24 protein-coding genes are annotated in these 19,422 nt (G+C 36.7%); 14 read left to right on the top strand and 10 right to left on the bottom strand.

The genetic code is table 11. The annotated features are described in order from the left end of the window. Positions 1 to 78: 78 nt before the first annotated feature. Positions 79 to 339, bottom strand: a complete 261-nt coding sequence (rpmA, locus tag D017_RS08075; protein WP_013751238.1) for a 50S ribosomal protein L27 — start codon at positions 337 to 339, stop codon at positions 79 to 81. Positions 340 to 379: 40 nt separating this feature from the next. Next, complete coding sequence (rplU, locus tag D017_RS08070; protein WP_035335809.1) at positions 380 to 1,042, bottom strand: 50S ribosomal protein L21; 663 nt, start codon at positions 1,040 to 1,042, stop codon at positions 380 to 382. A gap of 323 nt (positions 1,043 to 1,365) precedes the next feature. Here rplU and D017_RS08065 point away from each other — a divergent pair, with 323 nt between their 5' ends. Continuing rightward, positions 1,366 to 1,929: a hypothetical protein gene (locus tag D017_RS08065; protein WP_035335807.1), complete on the top strand. Its 564-nt coding sequence runs from the start codon at positions 1,366 to 1,368 to the stop codon at positions 1,927 to 1,929. Positions 1,930 to 2,000: 71 nt separating this feature from the next. On the opposite strand, the gene D017_RS08060 is transcribed toward D017_RS08065, so the two are convergent. From D017_RS08060 to D017_RS08035, 6 genes are all read right to left on the bottom strand, one after another. Next, positions 2,001 to 2,489: a DUF4199 domain-containing protein gene (locus tag D017_RS08060; protein ID WP_035335805.1), complete on the bottom strand. Its 489-nt coding sequence runs from the start codon at positions 2,487 to 2,489 to the stop codon at positions 2,001 to 2,003. A gap of 84 nt (positions 2,490 to 2,573) precedes the next feature. After that, the gene (locus D017_RS08055) at positions 2,574 to 3,110 is read right to left on the bottom strand and encodes an RNA methyltransferase (RefSeq protein WP_035335804.1); all 537 of its coding nucleotides are present in this window, start codon (positions 3,108 to 3,110) and stop codon (positions 2,574 to 2,576) included. Positions 3,111 to 3,171: 61 nt separating this feature from the next. After that, the gene (era, locus tag D017_RS08050; protein ID WP_035335803.1) at positions 3,172 to 4,056 is read right to left on the bottom strand and encodes a GTPase Era; all 885 of its coding nucleotides are present in this window, start codon (positions 4,054 to 4,056) and stop codon (positions 3,172 to 3,174) included. A 139-nt stretch (positions 4,057 to 4,195) separates the two neighbouring features. Next, positions 4,196 to 4,657 (bottom strand): RNA methyltransferase, encoded by a 462-nt coding sequence (locus D017_RS08045; RefSeq protein WP_035335802.1) that lies wholly within the window; start codon positions 4,655 to 4,657, stop codon positions 4,196 to 4,198. A 62-nt stretch (positions 4,658 to 4,719) separates the two neighbouring features. Further along, positions 4,720 to 4,944: a hypothetical protein gene (locus D017_RS08040; RefSeq protein ID WP_013751231.1), complete on the bottom strand. Its 225-nt coding sequence runs from the start codon at positions 4,942 to 4,944 to the stop codon at positions 4,720 to 4,722. A 159-nt stretch (positions 4,945 to 5,103) separates the two neighbouring features. Beyond that, positions 5,104 to 5,322 carry a YgjV family protein gene (locus D017_RS08035; RefSeq protein ID WP_013751230.1) on the bottom strand — a complete coding sequence of 73 codons (219 nt, stop codon included), beginning with the start codon at positions 5,320 to 5,322 and terminating at the stop codon, positions 5,104 to 5,106. A gap of 388 nt (positions 5,323 to 5,710) precedes the next feature. Here D017_RS08035 and D017_RS08030 point away from each other — a divergent pair, with 388 nt between their 5' ends. The 12 genes from D017_RS08030 to D017_RS07975 all read left to right on the top strand — a co-directional run bounded on the left by D017_RS08030 (position 5,711) and on the right by D017_RS07975 (position 15,202). Beyond that, positions 5,711 to 5,998 (top strand): DUF983 domain-containing protein, encoded by a 288-nt coding sequence (locus D017_RS08030; protein ID WP_225969284.1) that lies wholly within the window; start codon positions 5,711 to 5,713, stop codon positions 5,996 to 5,998. Then, a complete protein-coding gene (locus D017_RS08025; protein WP_035335800.1) occupies positions 5,998 to 6,630 on the top strand; it encodes a Crp/Fnr family transcriptional regulator in 633 nt (210 codons plus the stop codon). The genes D017_RS08030 and D017_RS08025 overlap by 1 nt, the downstream gene beginning before the upstream one ends. Positions 6,631 to 6,705: 75 nt before the next feature. Continuing rightward, entirely contained in the window at positions 6,706 to 7,518 is an 813-nt protein-coding gene (locus D017_RS08020) for a sulfite exporter TauE/SafE family protein (RefSeq protein ID WP_035335799.1), read from the top strand. Between the two features lie 199 nt (positions 7,519 to 7,717). Continuing rightward, positions 7,718 to 9,130: an MBL fold metallo-hydrolase gene (locus D017_RS08015; RefSeq protein WP_035335798.1), complete on the top strand. Its 1,413-nt coding sequence runs from the start codon at positions 7,718 to 7,720 to the stop codon at positions 9,128 to 9,130. 160 nt (positions 9,131 to 9,290) lie between these two features. Next, on the top strand, positions 9,291 to 10,697 hold the full coding sequence (locus tag D017_RS08010) for an MBL fold metallo-hydrolase (protein WP_035335797.1): 1,407 nt from the start codon (positions 9,291 to 9,293) through the stop codon (positions 10,695 to 10,697). 226 nt (positions 10,698 to 10,923) lie between these two features. After that, positions 10,924 to 11,289 carry a rhodanese-like domain-containing protein gene (locus tag D017_RS08005; RefSeq protein WP_343215411.1) on the top strand — a complete coding sequence of 122 codons (366 nt, stop codon included), beginning with the start codon at positions 10,924 to 10,926 and terminating at the stop codon, positions 11,287 to 11,289. A 138-nt stretch (positions 11,290 to 11,427) separates the two neighbouring features. Then, complete coding sequence (locus tag D017_RS08000) at positions 11,428 to 11,694, top strand: heavy-metal-associated domain-containing protein (RefSeq protein WP_035335796.1); 267 nt, start codon at positions 11,428 to 11,430, stop codon at positions 11,692 to 11,694. Positions 11,695 to 11,697: 3 nt separating this feature from the next. Further along, positions 11,698 to 11,958 carry a DUF202 domain-containing protein gene (locus D017_RS07995; RefSeq protein ID WP_035335795.1) on the top strand — a complete coding sequence of 87 codons (261 nt, stop codon included), beginning with the start codon at positions 11,698 to 11,700 and terminating at the stop codon, positions 11,956 to 11,958. A 191-nt stretch (positions 11,959 to 12,149) separates the two neighbouring features. After that, positions 12,150 to 12,935, top strand: a complete 786-nt coding sequence (gene epsC, locus D017_RS07990; protein WP_035338111.1) for a serine O-acetyltransferase EpsC — start codon at positions 12,150 to 12,152, stop codon at positions 12,933 to 12,935. 7 nt (positions 12,936 to 12,942) lie between these two features. Next, on the top strand, positions 12,943 to 13,821 hold the full coding sequence (gene cysM, locus D017_RS07985) for a cysteine synthase CysM (protein ID WP_035335794.1): 879 nt from the start codon (positions 12,943 to 12,945) through the stop codon (positions 13,819 to 13,821). Positions 13,822 to 14,005: 184 nt separating this feature from the next. Further along, the gene (locus D017_RS07980) at positions 14,006 to 14,671 is read left to right on the top strand and encodes a peroxiredoxin (RefSeq protein WP_035335793.1); all 666 of its coding nucleotides are present in this window, start codon (positions 14,006 to 14,008) and stop codon (positions 14,669 to 14,671) included. A 57-nt stretch (positions 14,672 to 14,728) separates the two neighbouring features. Further along, complete coding sequence (locus tag D017_RS07975) at positions 14,729 to 15,202, top strand: DNA starvation/stationary phase protection protein (protein ID WP_035335792.1); 474 nt, start codon at positions 14,729 to 14,731, stop codon at positions 15,200 to 15,202. Between the two features lie 68 nt (positions 15,203 to 15,270). Here the strand turns inward: D017_RS07975 and D017_RS07970 are convergent, their stop codons facing one another. Together D017_RS07970 and D017_RS07965 are read right to left on the bottom strand one after the other, a co-directional pair. Beyond that, entirely contained in the window at positions 15,271 to 17,376 is a 2,106-nt protein-coding gene (locus D017_RS07970) for a TonB-dependent receptor (RefSeq protein WP_225969283.1), read from the bottom strand. 69 nt (positions 17,377 to 17,445) lie between these two features. Beyond that, entirely contained in the window at positions 17,446 to 17,811 is a 366-nt protein-coding gene (locus tag D017_RS07965) for a hypothetical protein (RefSeq protein ID WP_152023878.1), read from the bottom strand. Positions 17,812 to 18,027: 216 nt separating this feature from the next. Between D017_RS07965 and D017_RS07960 the strand changes: the two genes are divergently transcribed. After that, positions 18,028 to 19,422 (top strand): cytochrome ubiquinol oxidase subunit I, encoded by a 1,395-nt coding sequence (locus D017_RS07960; RefSeq protein ID WP_035335788.1) that lies wholly within the window; start codon positions 18,028 to 18,030, stop codon positions 19,420 to 19,422.

Raw genomic sequence — 19,422 nt, 5'->3', positions numbered from 1 at the left:
AGATAGGTGCAAGCACAAAAACCCTTACCGAATTACGGTAAGGGTTTCATATAATAATTGAGAAATTATCCTCGTTTATTATGCCTCAAAAGGCACGATAGAAACGTAAGATTTGTTGTCTCTTTTCTTCTGGAATTTCACAACACCATCTACTCTTGCGTGTAGTGTGTGATCTTTCCCTCCGTATACGTTCTCACCTGGGTGATGCGTATTACCTCTTTGACGTACGATGATGTTCCCTGCGATTGCAGCTTGTCCTCCAAAGATCTTAACACCTAAGCGTTTCGATTCTGATTCACGACCGTTTTTAGAACTACCAACTCCTTTTTTGTGAGCCATCTTGTTTCGGTTTTATAAGTTATACTTGATAGTATAGCAATTAAGCTTTACCACCGTCTAATTCGTCTTGCCATTTCTTAAGCTCATCCCACTTACCATCTGCAGCCATTTGTGCTTGTGCTGGCCATGTGTCAGTTACGTGGTTTCCACGTACACCTGCGATGATTTCAGAAATCTTAGCAGCGTCAGTTTTTGCAAGTTTTTCGAATGTATCGATACCAGCTTCAACAAGAGTTGATGCAATTTTTGGTCCGATTCCTTCTACTTTCTTAAGATCGTCTGCTTTAGAAGATTTTTTTGCAGTAGCTTTAGGAGCAGCTTCCTTTGCAGGAACAGCAGCTTTAGGCTCAGCTTTTTTCTCTTCTTTCTTTGGAGCAGCTTTCTTAGCTCCAGAAGTAGCGATACTTTCAATTACGATTTCAGTAAGTGACTGACGGTGTCCGTTTTTTACACGGTATCCTTTACGTCTCTTCTTTTTGAAAACGATTACTTTGTCACCTTTAAGGTGTCTTAAGACTTTTGCTCCTACTAGAGCTCCGTCTATAGCTGGGGCGCCTAAAGTGATGTTAGATCCGTCTCCTACCAAAAGTACTTTGTCGAAATCGACTTTTTTTCCTTCTTCGGTAGATAGGCGGTTAACAAAGACTTTTTGGTCTTTTGCAACTTTAAATTGCTGCCCTGCTATCTCTACAATTGCGTACATAGCGATTAATTAAAATATTGTTATTACACTAATAATAGCCCAAACCTCTCAGTTTAAGCGGGTGCAAATATACTACTTATCTTCAGATTTACAATAAGCATCATTTGTTTTTACATAATAATACCAGTCCTCTCTAGAAATTATTACAAAATATTAAAATACAACCTACAAGACCTTCAAAAGTGAGCTTAAAAAAATCAATTTATTCACCCTAGAAAACGTCATAAACTTCATAAATCTATAAATATCAAATGTTTTAATGTAATTGTTTGCCTCTTAACTATTGTAGATATATTTTCGCCCACTTAACTAATCAATTAAAAATGAAACATTTAAAATCAATCATCACATTAATCGTAATAACATTCACCCTCGCATCTTGCTCTACAGATGATGATGGTGGAAGCAACAATGTAAGTGAAGAAAATCTGATAGGCACCTGGTCACTTACAGCAACATCTCAAGAAAGCAGCTTTAGTGGTAGTGCACAAGGCAATGAAGTAGATGCAACAATCACATCAACTGGATCTAACTTTGACTTTACCGTTGTATTTAATAACGATAATACAGTTTCTGCAAATGGAACTTACGATGAAACAATTACATCAGATATAAATGGGACTATATCTACAGAAACACAAACTATAACAACTAATGACGAACAGGCTGAATGGACTTTAGACGGTGATCAACTTACTTTTGAAGGAGAACAACTCATTGCAGCTGGAGATCTTCAAATTATCCAAGCAGACATAGAACCTTCTTTTACTATTGAAACTCTGAACGAAACAACGTTAGAGCTAAGATTTAATGAGGAACAAAATTTAGGAGTAGATGGACTGTCTTATACAATAAACGTAGTACAAACCTACGCTAGAGTAAACTAGAGCCTTCTAGCACAAAACAATAAAAAAACCGCCAATTGGCGGTTTTTGTTATTTTATTGCATGGGCATAAATTAAGCTCTTACAGAGTTACCTCTATCTTTTAGGACTTTCTTAGTTCCTTCTGTATTCCAGCTTGGCTTAAATAATTGCATGAAGCAAAGTGACAAACACACTGCAGTTGCAAAACCTGCAATCGCTACTGTAAACACAACAGAGCCTATACTTGTATTATATGTTTGCTCCCATGGACCTATCAATCCATCTAAAAATTCTGGATTTATATTACCCGCATATAGCGCAAAAAATCCTGTAAATAATATAGTGGCTACAAATCCTGAGACCACCCCATTAGTAAGACCCTGCGAGTAGGTGAACTTTGATTCGTTTTTAATCTTCGTGTATTTTATAACCTCGTAAATACCAAAACCTACAATCACTCCATTAAAAAGCGAGAATAAAATATTAGTATGTAAGTTAAAAAGAGAAAGTACTAAGAAGTACGCTATGAGGCCTCCGCTCATTGCAAAAGCAAATCTGATTGGCATTGTGAATTTTGACATCTTGTTTAGTTTTTATTTAATAAAGATAAACAAAATAAAAAGACACAATCTTAACTCACTGTTAAATAACAGCTTAACAAACCATTAAGAAACACCTAACTTGCTGAACAAGTCCCAGATAACTACTCCAGCACTCACAGAAATATTAAGAGAATGCTTAGTTCCCACTTGCGGAATTTCAATTACCGTGTCACTTAAGGACACGATTTCTTGCTGAACACCCTTTACTTCATTACCAAAAACAACGGCATACTTCTCGCCTGTAATAGGCATAAATTTATCAAGCATCACTGCTCCCTCTGCTTGCTCTATCGCACAGACATGAACACCGTCTTTCTTTAATTTTTGTACAAGAGCAACGCTATCTTCGGCATACTCCCAAGTAACAGTATCGGTAGCTCCTAGCGCTGTCTTTTGTATATCTCGATGCGGTGGCGTTGCAGTAATACCACAGAGATATATTTTCTCTATCAAAAAAGCATCTGCAGTTCGGAATACAGACCCCACGTTATTAAGACTACGTATATTATCAAGTACAATAATTATAGGCGTCTTTTCTGCTTCCTTAAAGTCGGCAACAGATTTTCGGTTGAGTTCGCTATTTTTAAGTTTCCTATTCATGTGTCAGTTGGTGTAGCCGTAATACTTTATAAACTTATGCTTTCGCGAAAGCGCACTTATATTATTTCTGGTTATAACCAAAACGTTTAAGCTGGTTAGAGTTACTCCTCCAGTTCTTATTTACTTTTACGTAGAGCTCTATATGTACTTGCTTACCAAAGAATTTCTGTAAATCCTTTCTAGCCTCTACACCTATTCTCTTAAGCGCACTACCTTTATGACCAATAATAATACCTTTCTGACTGTCACGCTCTACCATAATTACAGATCGCATGCGTATAATTTCATCCTCTTCAAAGAAATCTTCGGTATCAATCTCTACCGCATAAGGGATTTCCTTTTTATAGTGCATTAAGATTTTCTCACGGATGATCTCGTTTACAAAAAAGCGCTCAGGCTTATCTGTAAGTTGATCCTTAGGGTAAAAAGGTGGGGATTCTGGTAAAAGCTCAATAATTCTATTAAACACCTGCGGCACTCCAAAGCTCTCTAGGGCAGAAATGGCAAATACCTCAGCATTAGGAACCTTTTCAGACCATAACTTTAATGCCTCTCCTAGTAGCTCCTCATTTCCTTTATCTATCTTATTAATAAGTAATAAAACAGGGATTTTTGAGCCTCGTATTTTATTAAAGAATGCCTCATCTTTAAGCTCTTTTTCACCCAGCTCAACGATATATAAAAGCACATCTGCATCTTCAAAAGCACTTTTTACAAAGTCCATCATAGACGCCTGTAACTCATATGCCGGTTTGATAATACCAGGTGTATCACTTAATAACATCTGAAAATCTTCACCGTTTACAATACCTAGAATACGGTGACGCGTAGTTTGAGCTTTTGAAGTGATGATACTAAGACGCTCGCCTACGAAGGCATTCATAAGCGTACTTTTACCCACATTAGGGTTACCGATGATGTTTACAAATCCTGCTTTATGAGACATAATACTTTATTTTAGGCAAAGATACTTTAATTTGCCTCGCTGCACTCGCTACCAAGCGAGAACTGCGGTTATAGATTAATAATTATAGGATAAGAGTTTTGAAAATTGCTTAAGTACGCTTTCGCGAAAGCGTAATGCATCAAGATCTAGGCTTTACCCTAGTCCTATCGTAAAGTACGATACTTCCCGCCACTGCAACATTGAGACTTAAGGTAGAAGGAAATTTTATAAGAAAATGCGACTTTGCAATCGCCTCGTTAGTAAGACCATTGTCTTCGGCACCAAGTAAGTAAACACAACGCCGCGGGTGATGAAAGGTTTCAAGCATCTCAGCACGATCATCTAGCTCTACACCTACAATACGCACACCCTTAGGAAGATGCTTAAAAAAATCCTCAAAAGTATCGTAATGATAATACGGCATCGACTTTACAGCATTGTGAGTATCGCTCGCCTGCTTAGCATATCGATTACCGATGGTAAATATAAAACTGGCTCCTAGGTTTTGAGCAGAGCGCCATAAAACACCCAAGTTTTCTGGTGTCTTACCATTCTGTATCCCAATCCCAAAAAATTCGTTTGTAAAGTTGTCTGGTTGCATAGCCACACGCTTAAAAGGGGTTCAATAAAAAAGAGACCGTCACAAGTGAGGCCTCTTTTATTTTACATACTATCAGGTCTACCCTTCAAGCGTTTTTCTATCTTTTTTTTCTTTTCGGTGAGACGCTTCATAGCATCCATTATTTCAGAGTCTTTTGTCTCTTTAAAAATCTCATTCAGTGCAAGAATGAGTCGTTTTGCCTCTCTTGAAGCAGCAACGCGATCACTGGTGGACATATTGCTCATTGAAGCATTTTCAAAAGCCACCGCTTCTTCCATTAATTTCATACAGTATTTCAAATTTTGGCGAATATAAGCGAACTCATACTAATTTACAAGGATTTATGCAAATTTATGTTTAGCAATATTCATTTGTAGAATCAAAAAGCACAAATTAAACTATGGCTCTCCTCACTCACGATAAGCACTGTAAAACAGAGAGATACATTAATCCTTCTTTACAAAGAGATAATATCCGTTTACAAATAGTATTGCAAGATTAGTAATAATGATAGGAATACTACCTAATAACACTCCATACGTTACAAATAATGCACAGCCTATAGAGTTTACAATACGCAACTTGCGTAAATCTTTATTTAAAAATGATAGCAATACAAAAAGACTTGCTAGGTAACCGACAATTTCTGTAGGATTGATTTCCATTATTTTTTATTGTTTTAGCACGTAACGCGTACTGACATGAACGCGCGAAGATACTTTACAATCTCGTCCGTCACAAATTTAAAAAGGCTACTTCTTTTCACTACACCTATCAAACACCTTGACTAAAACTAATTGATAGACAATCATACCATTACACCTAGAAACACCTTTAAAATTTGCCAGTTACATTCGGTATGGCATTTTGTAATTACATTTTTTGATTTCGCTTTGTAACATAAGTTACTGTGAGCATATTTTAATACTATTAACTTTACATAAAATTGAATTATATATGGGTAAATCGATAGTATATAGCATCTTATTTTTAAAATGTCCTCAATGCAGAGAAGGCGAATTTCTTGAAGCACATCCTTATAAGCTATCTAATATGAATAAGGTTAAAAAGAACTGCCCCAAATGTCAATTAAAATATAGCATAGAACCTAGTTTTTATACTGGCTCTATGTATGTTTCATATGGAGTTGGTATTGCGGTTGCTGTGGCCGTTTATGTTTTATCTCTTATTTTTGGTTTAGATTTTGGTCCTACAGGTATTTTAACCAGTATTGTGATTGCTCTTATCTTGACGATGCCTTACATTGGAGCTGTATCAAAGTCGATTTGGGCTCATTTCTTTTTTAAATACGACCCTAACATTCTCAAAAAAGCCGAATAATGATTCAAGAATTAAAAACGAGCTACGGTCATCTCTTTGAAGATGTGCTTATTAATGAGATACTCCAAGTAGGAACTTACAAAGAAGTTCCCGCAGGATTTAAACTCATGGAAATAGGCAGTTATGTAAAAGGCATGCCTCTACTGGTCTCTGGAGTGATAAAGGTACTGAGAGAAGATAAAAATGGTGACGAACTCCTACTCTACTATCTAGAAAAAGGAGATACCTGCTCTATGACAATGACATGCTGCATGGGGCAAACAAAGAGTGAAATACGAGCCATTGCAGAGACAGACACCAAGCTCATTATGGTACCCGTTCAAAAAATGGAAGAATGGACGGCTAAATATAAGTCTTGGAGAAATTTTGTGTTTGAGAGTTATCATAACCGCCTTAACGAGCTATTACAAACTCTTGACAGTATCGCATTTGATAACATGGATGAACGCCTTTTAAACTACTTAAAAGAAAAGGCTAGAGTAAACGATGAGCAAATTATTCATAACACGCATCAAGAGATTGCTTATGAATTACACACCTCAAGAGTAGTGGTATCAAGACTTCTCAAGAAGCTCGAAAACTTAGGCAAAATCGAACTCCACAGAAATAACATTCAAATTATAAATTTATAGCCCTTAAGTAACTTGGGTTACACCTAGGTATATATTGCAAGTCTATTTTTGCTTCTCAATACAAAGAAGCTCATAATGGAGATACTAGAAATACTTGGATATATAAGCGCCTTGATCATCGGCATTTCTTTAGGTCTAATAGGTGGTGGTGGTTCTATACTCGCTGTACCAGTACTAGCTTACTTATTTTCTGTAAATGAAAAAGTCGCTACTGCATATTCTTTATTCATTGTAGGAGCAAGTGCCCTCGTAGGTGGTTTTAAACAACATCTTAAAGGCTATGTAGACTGGAGAACAGCAATTGTTTTTGGACTACCCGCTATTGTGGGAGTTACCGTTGTGAGACACTACGTAGTACCTGCATTACCAGATATTTTATTTACCACAGGTGATTTTGAGTTTACTCGTAGGATGGCAATGTTTGGACTCTTTGCAATCCTCATGATTCCTGCAGCCTTTTCTATGCTTAAAAAAAGAAAGGATAATAAACAAAAAGGTGACGGCACTGTCACTTACAATTACCCACTTATTTTAATAGAAGGTCTCATCGTAGGAGGTATTACTGGAATGATAGGCGCTGGAGGAGGTTTTCTCATCATTCCCGCCCTGGTTATACTAGCAAATGTAGAAATGAAGGTTGCCGTAGGTACTTCTTTAATCATTATTGCTTTTAAATCATTGATGGGCTTCTTTCTAGGAGATGCCATAACCATGGATATTGACTGGTTATTTCTTTCCATATTTACAAGCATATCATTTGCAGGGATTTTTATAGGCAGTTACCTCAGTAATTTTATAGATGGAGATAAATTAAAAAGAGGTTTTGGCTACTTTATATTTGTAATGGCAATATTCATTTTTTACATGGAGTTTTTTGTAAAACACTAAAGAGAATAAAAATTACAAAAAAGGCTATTTCTTACTATTAGAAATAGCCTTTTTTTTGTGAGAACACTTGTCGCTACCAAGACATAACATGACAAATATCATAGTTTATAAACTATCTACATTTGTGTAACTTAAGTAACCTACATACTTGAAATGACTGCTTACTTTTATGTTGTTGTAATTTAAAAATCCACATAAAATGAAAGTAGAACAAATTTATACAGGATGCATTGCTCATGCAGCATATTATATCGAAAGTAACGGAGAGGCTGCAGTCTTTGACCCTTTAAGAGAGGTGCAACCATACCTAGAACGTGCACAAATAGATAATGCTACAATCAAGTATGTTTTTGAAACACACTTTCATGCAGACTTTGTAAGTGGCCACCTTGATTTACGTAAAAAAACAGGAGCAGATATTGTTTTTGGTCCCGAAGCAAAACCCGCTTATGATGCTATTATAGCAACAGATGGTCAAATTTTTGAGGTAGGTAATTACAAAGTTAAAGTTATCCACACTCCTGGTCATACCATGGAGAGCACAACATATCTCCTCATAGACCAACTAGGAAACGAGCACGGTATTATCACTGGAGACACACTCTTTATAGGTGATGTAGGTCGTCCAGATCTTGCGCAACATGTAGTGTCTGACCTCACAGAAGAAAAACTCGCTGGTCACTTGTACGACTCTTTGAGAAACAAAATAATGCCCCTAGATGACAATCTTATTGTGTACCCTAATCATGGTGCTGGATCTGCTTGTGGTAAAATGATGAGTAAGGAAACCACAGACACCTTAGGTAATCAGAAAAAATTCAATTATGCGCTTCAGGAAATGTCTAAAGATGAGTTTATAAAAGCTGTACTTACTGGACTTACCACACCTCCTGGATACTTCCCACAAAATGTCTTGATGAACATTAAAGGATATGAAAGCCTGGACACTATAATTGATCGTGCAACTAAGCCACTTGATCCAGAAGCCTTTGAAATAATAGCAAATGAAACAGGTGCACTTATGCTAGATACTCGCGATGCCGAAGTCTTTGCAGAAGGTTTTATACCTAACAGCATAAACATAGGCCTAGACGGTAATTTTGCACAATGGGTAGGAGAAATGATTCCTGACGTAAAACAAGAAATTTTATTAATTACAGATCCAGGCAAAGAAGAGGAAACGATTACTAGACTTTCTCGTGTAGGTTATGATTTTACTATTGGTTTCTTAAAAAATAGCTTCTCCTCATGGAAAGAGAGCGGCAAAGATTTTGAAACAATCACTCGTATTTCACCTCAACAGCTAGAAGCCGAATATAAAATGGGACAACCTCTTGTTTTTGATGTACGTAAAAAGAGTGAATTCTCGTCAGAACACCTACTCGGGGCTATTAACGTGCCTCTCAATGAGATTAACCAGCATCTCGCACAATTCCCAAAAAACAAGCCTTTCATTCTTCACTGCGCCGGAGGATATAGAAGTATGATTGCTGCTTCTATTTTAAAGCAACGCGGCTGGCAAGATTTCAGCGATGTACGAGGTGGTTTTGCTCAAATTACAGAAACTACGGTTCCTAGGTCTGAGTATGTATGCCCTACCACTCTGTTATAACCGGCTATGTATTTGAAGAGCTCTCACCCTTATAATGGTAAGAGCTCTATTTATTTTTTCCCTCTGTAACCTAAGTTACTGTAGCAATTACTCCTATTAGGTAATTTTACATTATTAATAGTTGAGTCCGCTTTCGCGAAAGCGTAAAAAAAATATACTTATGAACGTTGAACAAATATATACTGGTTGTCTAGCTCAGGGAGCATATTACATTGAAAGTAATGGTGAAGTAGCTATCATTGACCCTTTAAGAGAGGTAACGCCATATTTAAATAGGGCAAAACAAGATGATGCAAAAATCAAATATATTTTTGAAACTCATTTTCATGCAGACTTTGTAAGTGGTCACGTAACCTTATCTAAGGCGACAGGTGCTCCTATTGTTTTTGGACCAAATGCAAACCCAAGTTTTGATGCTATTATAGCAACAGATAGACAAGAATTTCCACTAGGAGATGTCACTATTGTATCCTTGCACACGCCTGGTCATACAATGGAAAGCACCACGTATCTTCTTAGAGATAAAGACGGGAAGGATCATGCAATATTTAGTGGAGACACCTTATTTCTAGGCGACGTGGGAAGACCAGATCTTGCTCAAAAAATGGGCGAACTCACAGAAAAAGATCTCGCAGGTTTTCTTTATGATAGCTTACGCAATAAAATTATGCCGCTAGCAGATGACGTTACGGTATACCCTGCTCACGGAGCTGGATCTGCTTGCGGAAAGAACATGATGAAAGAAACGGTAGACACACTAGGTAATCAAAAGCAAATGAATTATGCTTTACGTGCAGATATGACTAAGGAAGAATTTATAGCAGAAGTTATAGACGGCCTCCTACCACCACCACAATACTTCCCTCTCAATGTGAAAATGAATAAAGAAGGATATGAGGATATAGATGAAGTTCTGAAAAGAGGCACACAGGCATTATCTCCAGAAGCTTTTGAAGCTGCGGCAAATGAGACAGGAGCCATTGTATTAGACGTGCGTCATCAAGATGAATTTGCCAAAGGGCATATCCCTAGATCTATTTTTATAGGTATAGATGGAAGTTTTGCTCCTTGGGTAGGTGCTTTAATTGCAGATGTAAAACAACCTTTATTGTTAGTTACAGAACCAGGAAGAGAGAAGGAAACGATTACTAGATTATCTCGTGTAGGTTTTGACAACACCTTAGGATATCTAAAAGGAGGATTTACTGCATGGAAGCAAGCTGCCATGGAATACGATACGGTGAGCTCTATTACAGCCACAACATTTAAAAACGAATTAGAAAAAGGTAACAAGCCTGTTTTTGATGTGCGCAAAGAAAGTGAGTACCTATCAGAACATGTGATTGGGGCTAATAACACGCCACTAGATTTCTTAAACAATCATCTAGCCGAGTTCCCAGATGAGCCTTTTTATGTGCACTGTGCTGGAGGTTATAGAAGTATGATAGCCTCATCGATTTTAAAAAGTAGAGGAATTCACAATCTGATTGATGTAAAAGGAGGATTTAAAGATATTAAAGAAACCGGGACACCGGTGTCAGAATTTGTCTGTCCTACTACGCTCTAGAAAATCACAAAATAAGTGTATCCCTATGAGCGCTATAGCTCATGAGACAATAAAATAATTGCTATTAAAGCAAAGACATTCCATAGAGTGATGACTATGGTCTTATTGATTGGTTAGTAAAAAACGAGGTTATCATTACTGATAATCTCGTTTTTAAATTAACATGAAATGTAACTTAAGTTACTGGAAGTGAAGAGCTAGAAAGCTATCTTTAATAAACGAAACAATGAAACAAATAATCCTTATTATGTCCATATTATCATTCCTTTTTGGAAGTAAGCCTCAACAAAATAGCAATATCACTGTTCTTAATGCAGCAGATTTTAAAACGGCAATCACAAATAAAAAAGTACAGCTAGTAGATGTGAGAACTAAGAATGAGTTCGATAGTGGTCATATACAGAAAGCTGTAAACATTGATATTTTTGATAAGAATAATTTCATTTCTGCTTTCAATTCTTACAATAAAGAAGAGCCAGTTTATATCTACTGCAGATCTGGAAACAGGAGTAAGAAAGCTTCAAAAACCTTAGACAGCTTAGGATTCAAACAGATTTTTGACTTAAAGGGAGGATTTATGGCTTGGCAGTAAAACTTATTCATCTGCTTAAAAACAGATTTATTCGATTACATTTTTTTAATTGCGCTTTCGCGAAAGCGTAACATACCACTCACAAAGCTCCTATTTCAAGCTGCCTCTTTAGATAATTTTTTACTCAATACATATCTTATGAAAACATCAATTATAGTACAGAACTTAAAATGCGGTGGTTGTGCAAAAACAATCACATCAAAAATATCTGAACTTGACAATATATCAAACGTACATGTGGACACCGAAACTGCTACTGTTTCCTTTACTGCTCAAGGTACAGAAGACGCTTTAAGTGTAAAAGAAAAACTCAAGTCATTAGGCTACCCATCTATTGAAGATGAAAATGGAGTGCTCTCTAAGGCAAAATCTTTTGTAAGTTGCGCTACCGGAAAAATGAAATGACATATGAAAAAATTATCACTATCACTCACTGACAAACTAGCGATAGACAGAACAAAACTTGCAAACGAGCGTACTTTTCTAGCCTACTTTAGAACCTTTATTGTGTTTTTGAGTTCTGGTCTAGCGATTATCAAACTCGACATTCTCACAGAAATAAAGTGGATAGGCTTTATGCTAAGCATCATAGCGCCTGCACTGTTTCTAATAGGCTTAATACGTTTCTTATATGTAAAAAGAAGCATTAGAAGATATTACGCAGCTTAAAAGTTAACAATGTAATAAACACTAGTGGCTTTGGACACTTAAAAAATTCATGCTACCCTACTTATACTGGAATAAAATGATGAAGGGAGAAAACGTATAGACCTACATAAACGCGTTAAAAATGAGACAAAATATAAGTTTTGTCTCATTTTCATTAACTAATGTTTATAATTACCTACAGAGATATAAAAATGAATTATACCGATTTAATTACATCTATCAATAAACAGAAAAAGGAAATCAAAGTTTCCATTTTGTTGAAGCAAGAATCGCAACGATTTACACAGTTGTTATTTAACACACTGTTTGATAATGGAACAGATACAGAAAAGACTCTTGAGACTCTTGAAGCCTTATTTATTACCATAAGAGATCTTGCTTGTCCAGAGATTAAAGGTAGTCCGTGTAAAAAATGGGATGACTTTACTCTCGTAATACCTACGCTCTTTTGTAGTTTAAAAAAGGATGCAGAGGCTATTTATCGCAATGATCCCGCTGCACAATCTCTAGAAGAAGTGTACCTAGCCTATCCTGGTTTTTTTGCTATTGCGATTTATAGAATGGCAAGAGAATTTTATGAGTTAGGTTTACCACTCATACCACGACTAATGACAGAATATGCACACCAGCTTACGGGTATAGATATTCATCCAGGAGCGCAAATAGGAGAATCCTTTTTTATTGACCACGGAACCGGAGTGGTCATAGGAGAGACTGCCGAAATACATAATAATGTAAAACTATATCAAGGAGTTACCCTAGGTGCACTTACGGTAAACAAGGAATTAAAGAGCATAAAAAGACACCCTACCATTGAGGATAATGTTACGATTTATGCAAATGCAACAATACTAGGTGGGATTACAGTTATAGGAAAAGATAGTATCATAGGAGGTAATACTTGGGTGACAAAGACAGTACCTCAAAACTCTATAGTCCTCCACAATCCTAAAGTAGAAATTCGCAATAAAAAATAAATAAGCAATGAATAAGACACTCTTAGATCAAATAGGAAATACTCCCATAGTCAAGTCTATAGCATTAAATACAAACCCAAATGTGAGTTTATATTTTAAACTAGAAGGTGATAATCCTGGAGGTAGTGTAAAAGACAGAGCTGCTTATAATATGATTAAAAGCGCGCTAGATAGCGGCGCTATAGATAAAAGCACCAAGCTTATTGAGGCTACAAGTGGTAATACAGGTATAGCACTTGCCATGATTGCTGCTATTTATGGTCTAGAAATAGAACTTGTAATGCCTGAAAAGGCAACTAAAGAACGCGTGCAAACCATGAGAGCTTACGGAGCAAAAGTTACACTTCACCCTGACGGGATAGAAGGCGCTAGAGATTATGCTATTAATAAGGTTGAAAATGAAGGATACTTCTCTTTTAACCAGTTTTCAAATGATCATAACTGGCAGGCTCACTACAAAACCACAGGTCCAGAAATATGGAGAGATACTCAAGGTGAGGTAACGCACTTTGTGTCTTCTATGGGAACTACAGGTACCATCATGGGAACCTCAACATTTTTAAAAGAACAAAACAGCGATATCCAGATTGTAGGAGTACAACCTACAGATGGATCTAGAATACCAGGCATACGTAAATGGCCACAAGAATATTTACCAAAAATCTTTAATGCTTCAAAAGTAGATAGAACGATTGAAGTAAGTCGTGATGAGTCTATTGCCATGGCTAGAAGGCTAGCACAAGAAGAAGGAATACTAGCAGGTATGAGTAGTGGTGGCGCAACTACGGCTGCTCTAAAACTAGCTAGCGAACTAGAAAGCGGAGTTATAGTAAGCATCATTTGTGATCGGGGAGATAGATATCTTTCGTCAGATTTATTTGAATAGTGATTGCTTAATTCATAATATAGTATAAATAGCAATGAGGGTAGTTACGCTTTCGCGAAAGCATAATCACCCTCATTTGTTAAAGTTATTTTAAAAAAACTAAGTATGTAACATAGGTTACTAAGCCACCTACATCTATAGCGTATCTTTATACAATAAAACTTAACGATAAGCACACACTATTATGGATGAAGAAAACCTATTGCCAGAACAAGTAATCTCAATGCCAAGAATAGGTGACACAGCGCCAGATTTTGAGGCAGTTACGACAAAGGGAACTATCAAAATGTCTGAGTTTGCAAAAGATAAGTGGACAGTGATGTTCTCTCACCCTGCAGATTTCACTCCTGTGTGTACCACAGAAATGAGTGGTTTCGCGATTAGAAAACCAGAATTTGACGCCTTAAATACAGAACTGCTAGGTCTTAGTATAGACAGTATACACGCTCACTTAGGATGGGTTCAAAATGTAAGAGAAAACACAGGTGTTTACTTTGATTTTCCTATCATAGCAGATATTGATATGAAGGTATCAAAGCTATACGGGATGTTACAGCCTAACGAGAGTGAGACTGCAGCAGTAAGAGCTGTTTTCTTTATCGATCCTGCCAAAAAAATTCGTCTTATTATGTATTACCCGCTTAATGTAGGTCGTAATATGGATGAGATTCTAAGAGCGCTAGATGCACTGCAAATGTCAGATAAGCATAAGGTATCTATGCCGCTAGACTGGAAAAGAGGTGATCAAGTGATTTGCTCTCCACCTAAAACACTAGATGCACTAAACGAGAGACTTTCAGATGATTCTGTAGAAAAAGTTACTTGGTATCTCGCAAAGAAGAGTATCTAAAACATGACTATTTACACTTTATAATAAAATAAAAAACAACCATACAATATCTCTATTATGAGCAATACAAACAACATCGGTTTAGACATTTCAACATCTCAAACCACAGCAACACAACTTAACGACTTACTTTCTAACTACCAGATCTTTTATATGAACCTAAGAGGTTTTCACTGGAATATTACTGGAAAGAAATTTTTTGAACTACATGTGAAGTTTGAAGAGTTATATAATGATGCACTCATCAAAGTAGATGAAATCGCAGAGCGTGTACTTACTTTAAGTGCTACCCCTACTCATTCATTTAAGGATTACTTAGATAGCTCAGACATTGAAGCTGCCAAAAATGTAACTGATGGTGAAGAGGCAATAGATAACATCCTTGAATCTTTAAAAGTTTTATTACAAAAGGAAAGAACAATACTTACAACTGCTGGAGATGGTGGTGATGAGGGTACTGTTGCTTTAATGAGTGATTACATCACACAACAAGAAAAGCTAGTGTGGATGCTCTCTGCATACCGCAACTAGCACTTAACATTTACATAATAAAAAAGCCCTTTTGATAAAATCAAAAGGGCTTTTTCTATAGTTACCATCTAAAATCCATACTGTACAAATACAGAGAAATTTCTACCTGGGTCGTTTATAGGTACTCTTGTAAAATCTGCCTGATTTACAAAAGAAAAGTTGAGGTGATTATTATAAGTCTCATCAAATGCATTTAAGACTGCTAGACCTACATTAAAGTCTTTAATAACTTCCATACCAAAACGTATATCTAAGGTTTCATAAGCTGCTGTTTCTTGCTCTCTAAAGCTTGACGCTATATCATCCTGTTTTGATGTCACTGTATAATCTACACTAGCCCAGTATCTATCTTTTTCAAAACTTACTCCTAGTCTTGTAACCAAAGGAGGCGTTAGTGGCAGCGACTCATCTAGATCTTTATTTTTAGTATAAACATAAGAGAGACTAGTATTGACATTGAAATAACGAGCAAAATCGATTGCTACATCGGCTTCAAAACCTGTTTTGTAGGCTTTATCAAGATTTACAAAACGCTTTACTTCTTGTGGTTGTGCCGTAGGCATAAATTTACGGTCTAGTGCAGGGTCTACTACAGGTACAATATAGTTCTCATAAAATGAGTAATAACCCGACAGGCCATATCTAATGGCATCAATTCCCGTAGTAAAAGCTTTTTTACCTTTTATTCCTATTTCAAACTGGTTATTTACCTCAGCTTCTAGAAAAGGATTTCCCACATATTCAAAAGGATCTTGTCCTACAGAGAAGTGATTTATATAACGCTCTATCATATTTGCAGATCGCACGCCACGCCCATAAGCTGCCTCTAAAGTCGCATTATCTGACACTTTATGCTTAACAGACACCGTTGCTGAGATATTATGTTCCTCTCGCTGCTCTAAGTTATTATATAACGCTAGAAAATCTGCTTCTGGATCTTGAATGTCTGAGATTACAAGATCATATCTCACTCCTGCAGTAAGCATTGTCTTATCTGAGAATGCATATTTATTTTCTACAAATAACCCAAGGTCATTTACATAAGAGTCTTGCCATACTTTATCTTGAAAGACCAAAGGTTCTGCAAGCTCCATACCCATCATATTGCGTTTTACAACTCTCGTCCTACCACCATCTCTTGCAATAAGCATGGCATCAAGACCTCCATAGAGAATCCAATTATCTGTTGGTTTCATTTTTAACTCTAGCTTGCCTCCTACCGTAGTAGCATCTATAGCAGACAGCGCCTCTGTAGTCATGAACGAAGGTCTGTTTTCGTTAGACATGATATGGTCTACATAAGAGTAATATATTTTTGCATTAAGCTCTTTTATAAAACCATTCTCCTTAGTCTTCTTATAGTCTATGGATAAAATTGAACTATTATCCTCTTCTGTATCCATTGGTAATCCAGCGTGTAATACATCTCTGCCAAATGATTGTCTCCAGTGCGCTTGAATTCTTTGGTTATCGTTTATGTTATACCCTAACCTCAAACCATAGTCTAAACTTCTAAAGGACGAAGGAATCTCAACACCATCCCCATCTTCATAATTACCAAAATCACGATAACCAGCATTTGCAGTGATATCATATTTATCAGTTACTTGATTTAGCGATAAAGAAGATACGAGAGAATTACCATTAGATTCATATCCAGTATTTACACGACCATGCAAGCCGTTGTCCATAGATTGAGGTTTCTGAGTCACTAGATTAATCACTCCGCCAAAAGTTGCTCCATACCTCACGGTATAAGGCCCTTTTATGACCTCAATACGCTCTATCTCTTCAGGCACAACATGAGTGGTAATAGGATCCATTCTGTTAGGACAAGCATGCACTGCCTTTGTACCACCGTCAAATTGAATATTAAGCTGTTCATATTGACTAGCTCTAAAAGACGGGTCTATGGCATAGTTACCGCGTTTAATTAATGAAAAGCCATTAAAATCATTAAATAAGTCGGCTACATTTTTGGGTTGCACTACTTTCTTAAGAAGATCTGTTTTAACTGTAGTTAGTACTGGGTCCGTATTTCCCTGTCCAGTGACAAGTACTGTATTTAATTGAATAGTTTTTGAAGTTATTGTGTCTTGTTTTTTTCCTGTTTCTTGAGCTATCATTGATACAGGTATAAGTGCGCACAGAAGCGCAATTCTTTTTATATTCATTGTTTCTTTTTTCCAAATTACATCACAGTGATATGGAGGAAATAGCATACATCTATTCCCTCTCCTTTTCTAAATAAAAAAAGAACACACCTTTGGAGGATGGAAAATTGAGTAAGAAAACATATCACTATACAAAGTCGTGTAGTGATGATTATTGCCTTTTGTGGCTGGCACTAAAGGTACTTCTTGGAAGCTCACCTCAAGCTGACAAAAAACCAATTGATCCCACTCTAAAATTGGAGTCTTTTGTTCATCTTGAGATGATGTATTGGCTGCTACTTTAGTTAGAAAACATTTACCGTCACACTTTAGTTCTGGCTTGTCTGTGTTCTCACATAATTGTGCTACAAAACTTTCTATATCCAGCGTGTACCATCCATAAACAGCAGATACTCTTAAGCTATTGCTCAAGAGTAACAATGATAGTATGGACATGGCAAACAGCTTCACTAAATAAACTTATAGGTGACAGGTACGCTTTCGCGAAAGCGTAATTAAAAAAAGTTAACTAATCAAAAATATTGAGAAATCTACTTTCTATAAGCTACCTAGGTTACACAACAAATAAAAATTAAAACTTCACTTATGTAACCATTGTTACCTATCTAAAAATGTTTAATTTTTATTTTTGTTTACAAAATCTTAAGAACTATGGATACCGAAATTCTTGCTAGAATCCAGTTTGCTTTTACCATCTCCTTTCACTACATCTACCCACCATTGAGCATAGGCCTAGGTCTTATTATGGTGATTATGGAAAGCTTGTGGATACGCACAAAAAATGAACAATATCACATACTTGCCAAGTTTTGGACTAAGATATTTGCACTTACTTTTGGGATAGGAGTGGTTACGGGAATCGTAATGGAGTTTGAGTTTGGGACAAACTGGGCAACATATTCTCGCTATGTCGGTGACATATTCGGGAGTGCACTAGCCGCTGAAGGTATTTTTGCCTTTGCTCTAGAAAGCGGATTTCTAGGTATCTTACTCTTTGGATGGAACCGTGTAAAACCTTGGGTACACCTCGTTGCAACTATAGGCGTATTTTTAGGCTCTATGTTTTCTGCCGTTTGGATTGTGGTAGCAAATAGCTGGCAGCAAACGCCTGCTGGTTATCATATTGTAGGAGAAGGAATGAATGCCCGTGCAGAAATTACAGATTTCTGGGCAATGGTTTTTAATCCATCAAGTGTAGATAGACTTACTCATACGTGGTTTGCCGCATTTCTCGCTGGAGCATTCTTAGTGCTTAGTGTACATGCATATTACCTTATTAAAGGTCGTTATGTTGTGATTTCTAAAATGGCTTTTAAAATTGCGCTAGGAGTTGCCACTATCTTTTCGTTAATGCAATTAGTCACTGGTCACAGTTCGGCAGAGGGAGTTGCTGTTAATCAGCCAGCAAAACTCGCTGCTTTAGAAGGGCATTATGAGGCAAGTGGCCCAGCAGATTTATATCTTTTTGGTTGGGTTGATAATGAGACACAAGAAGTCACAGGGATTAAATTACCAGGAGGATTATCTTTCTTACTGCATCAAGATTTTGACGCCCCAGTAACTGGTCTTAATGCTTTTCCAGAAGAAGACAGACCTGGACAAGTAAATGCGGTCTTCCAGTTTTATCATATTATGATTGCAATCGGTATGTTCTTCATTGGGCTTACGCTGTATGCTTGTTTTTTATGGTGGCGAGGTACGCTGTTTCAAACAAAATGGTTGCTTAAAATATTTGTGCCATCTGTAATACTAGCTCAACTAGGTAATCAAGTAGGATGGTTTGCTGCAGAGATGGGACGACAACCTTGGGTAGTATATGGGCATTTGAGGACTTCTGAAGCTTTCTCACAAGCCGTTACTGCAAATCAAATTGTGTTCTCACTGGTACTATTCTTTGTGGTTTACGCTTTATTACTTTTCTTATTTCTTTACTTGTTAACTAAAAAGATCAAACACGGCCCTTATAAAGAAGACGACGATGATATGGAAGAAAGAACCTTTACTAAGGAAATTACAGAACAGGTAGCAAACACTTTAAACTCATAA

The sequence above is a fragment of the Dokdonia sp. PRO95 genome (assembly GCF_000355805.1).
Classification (GTDB): Bacteria; Bacteroidota; Bacteroidia; order Flavobacteriales; family Flavobacteriaceae; genus Dokdonia.
The sequence above is the reverse complement of the archived record's forward strand: the minus strand, read 5'-3'. Positions and strand labels throughout refer to the sequence as shown.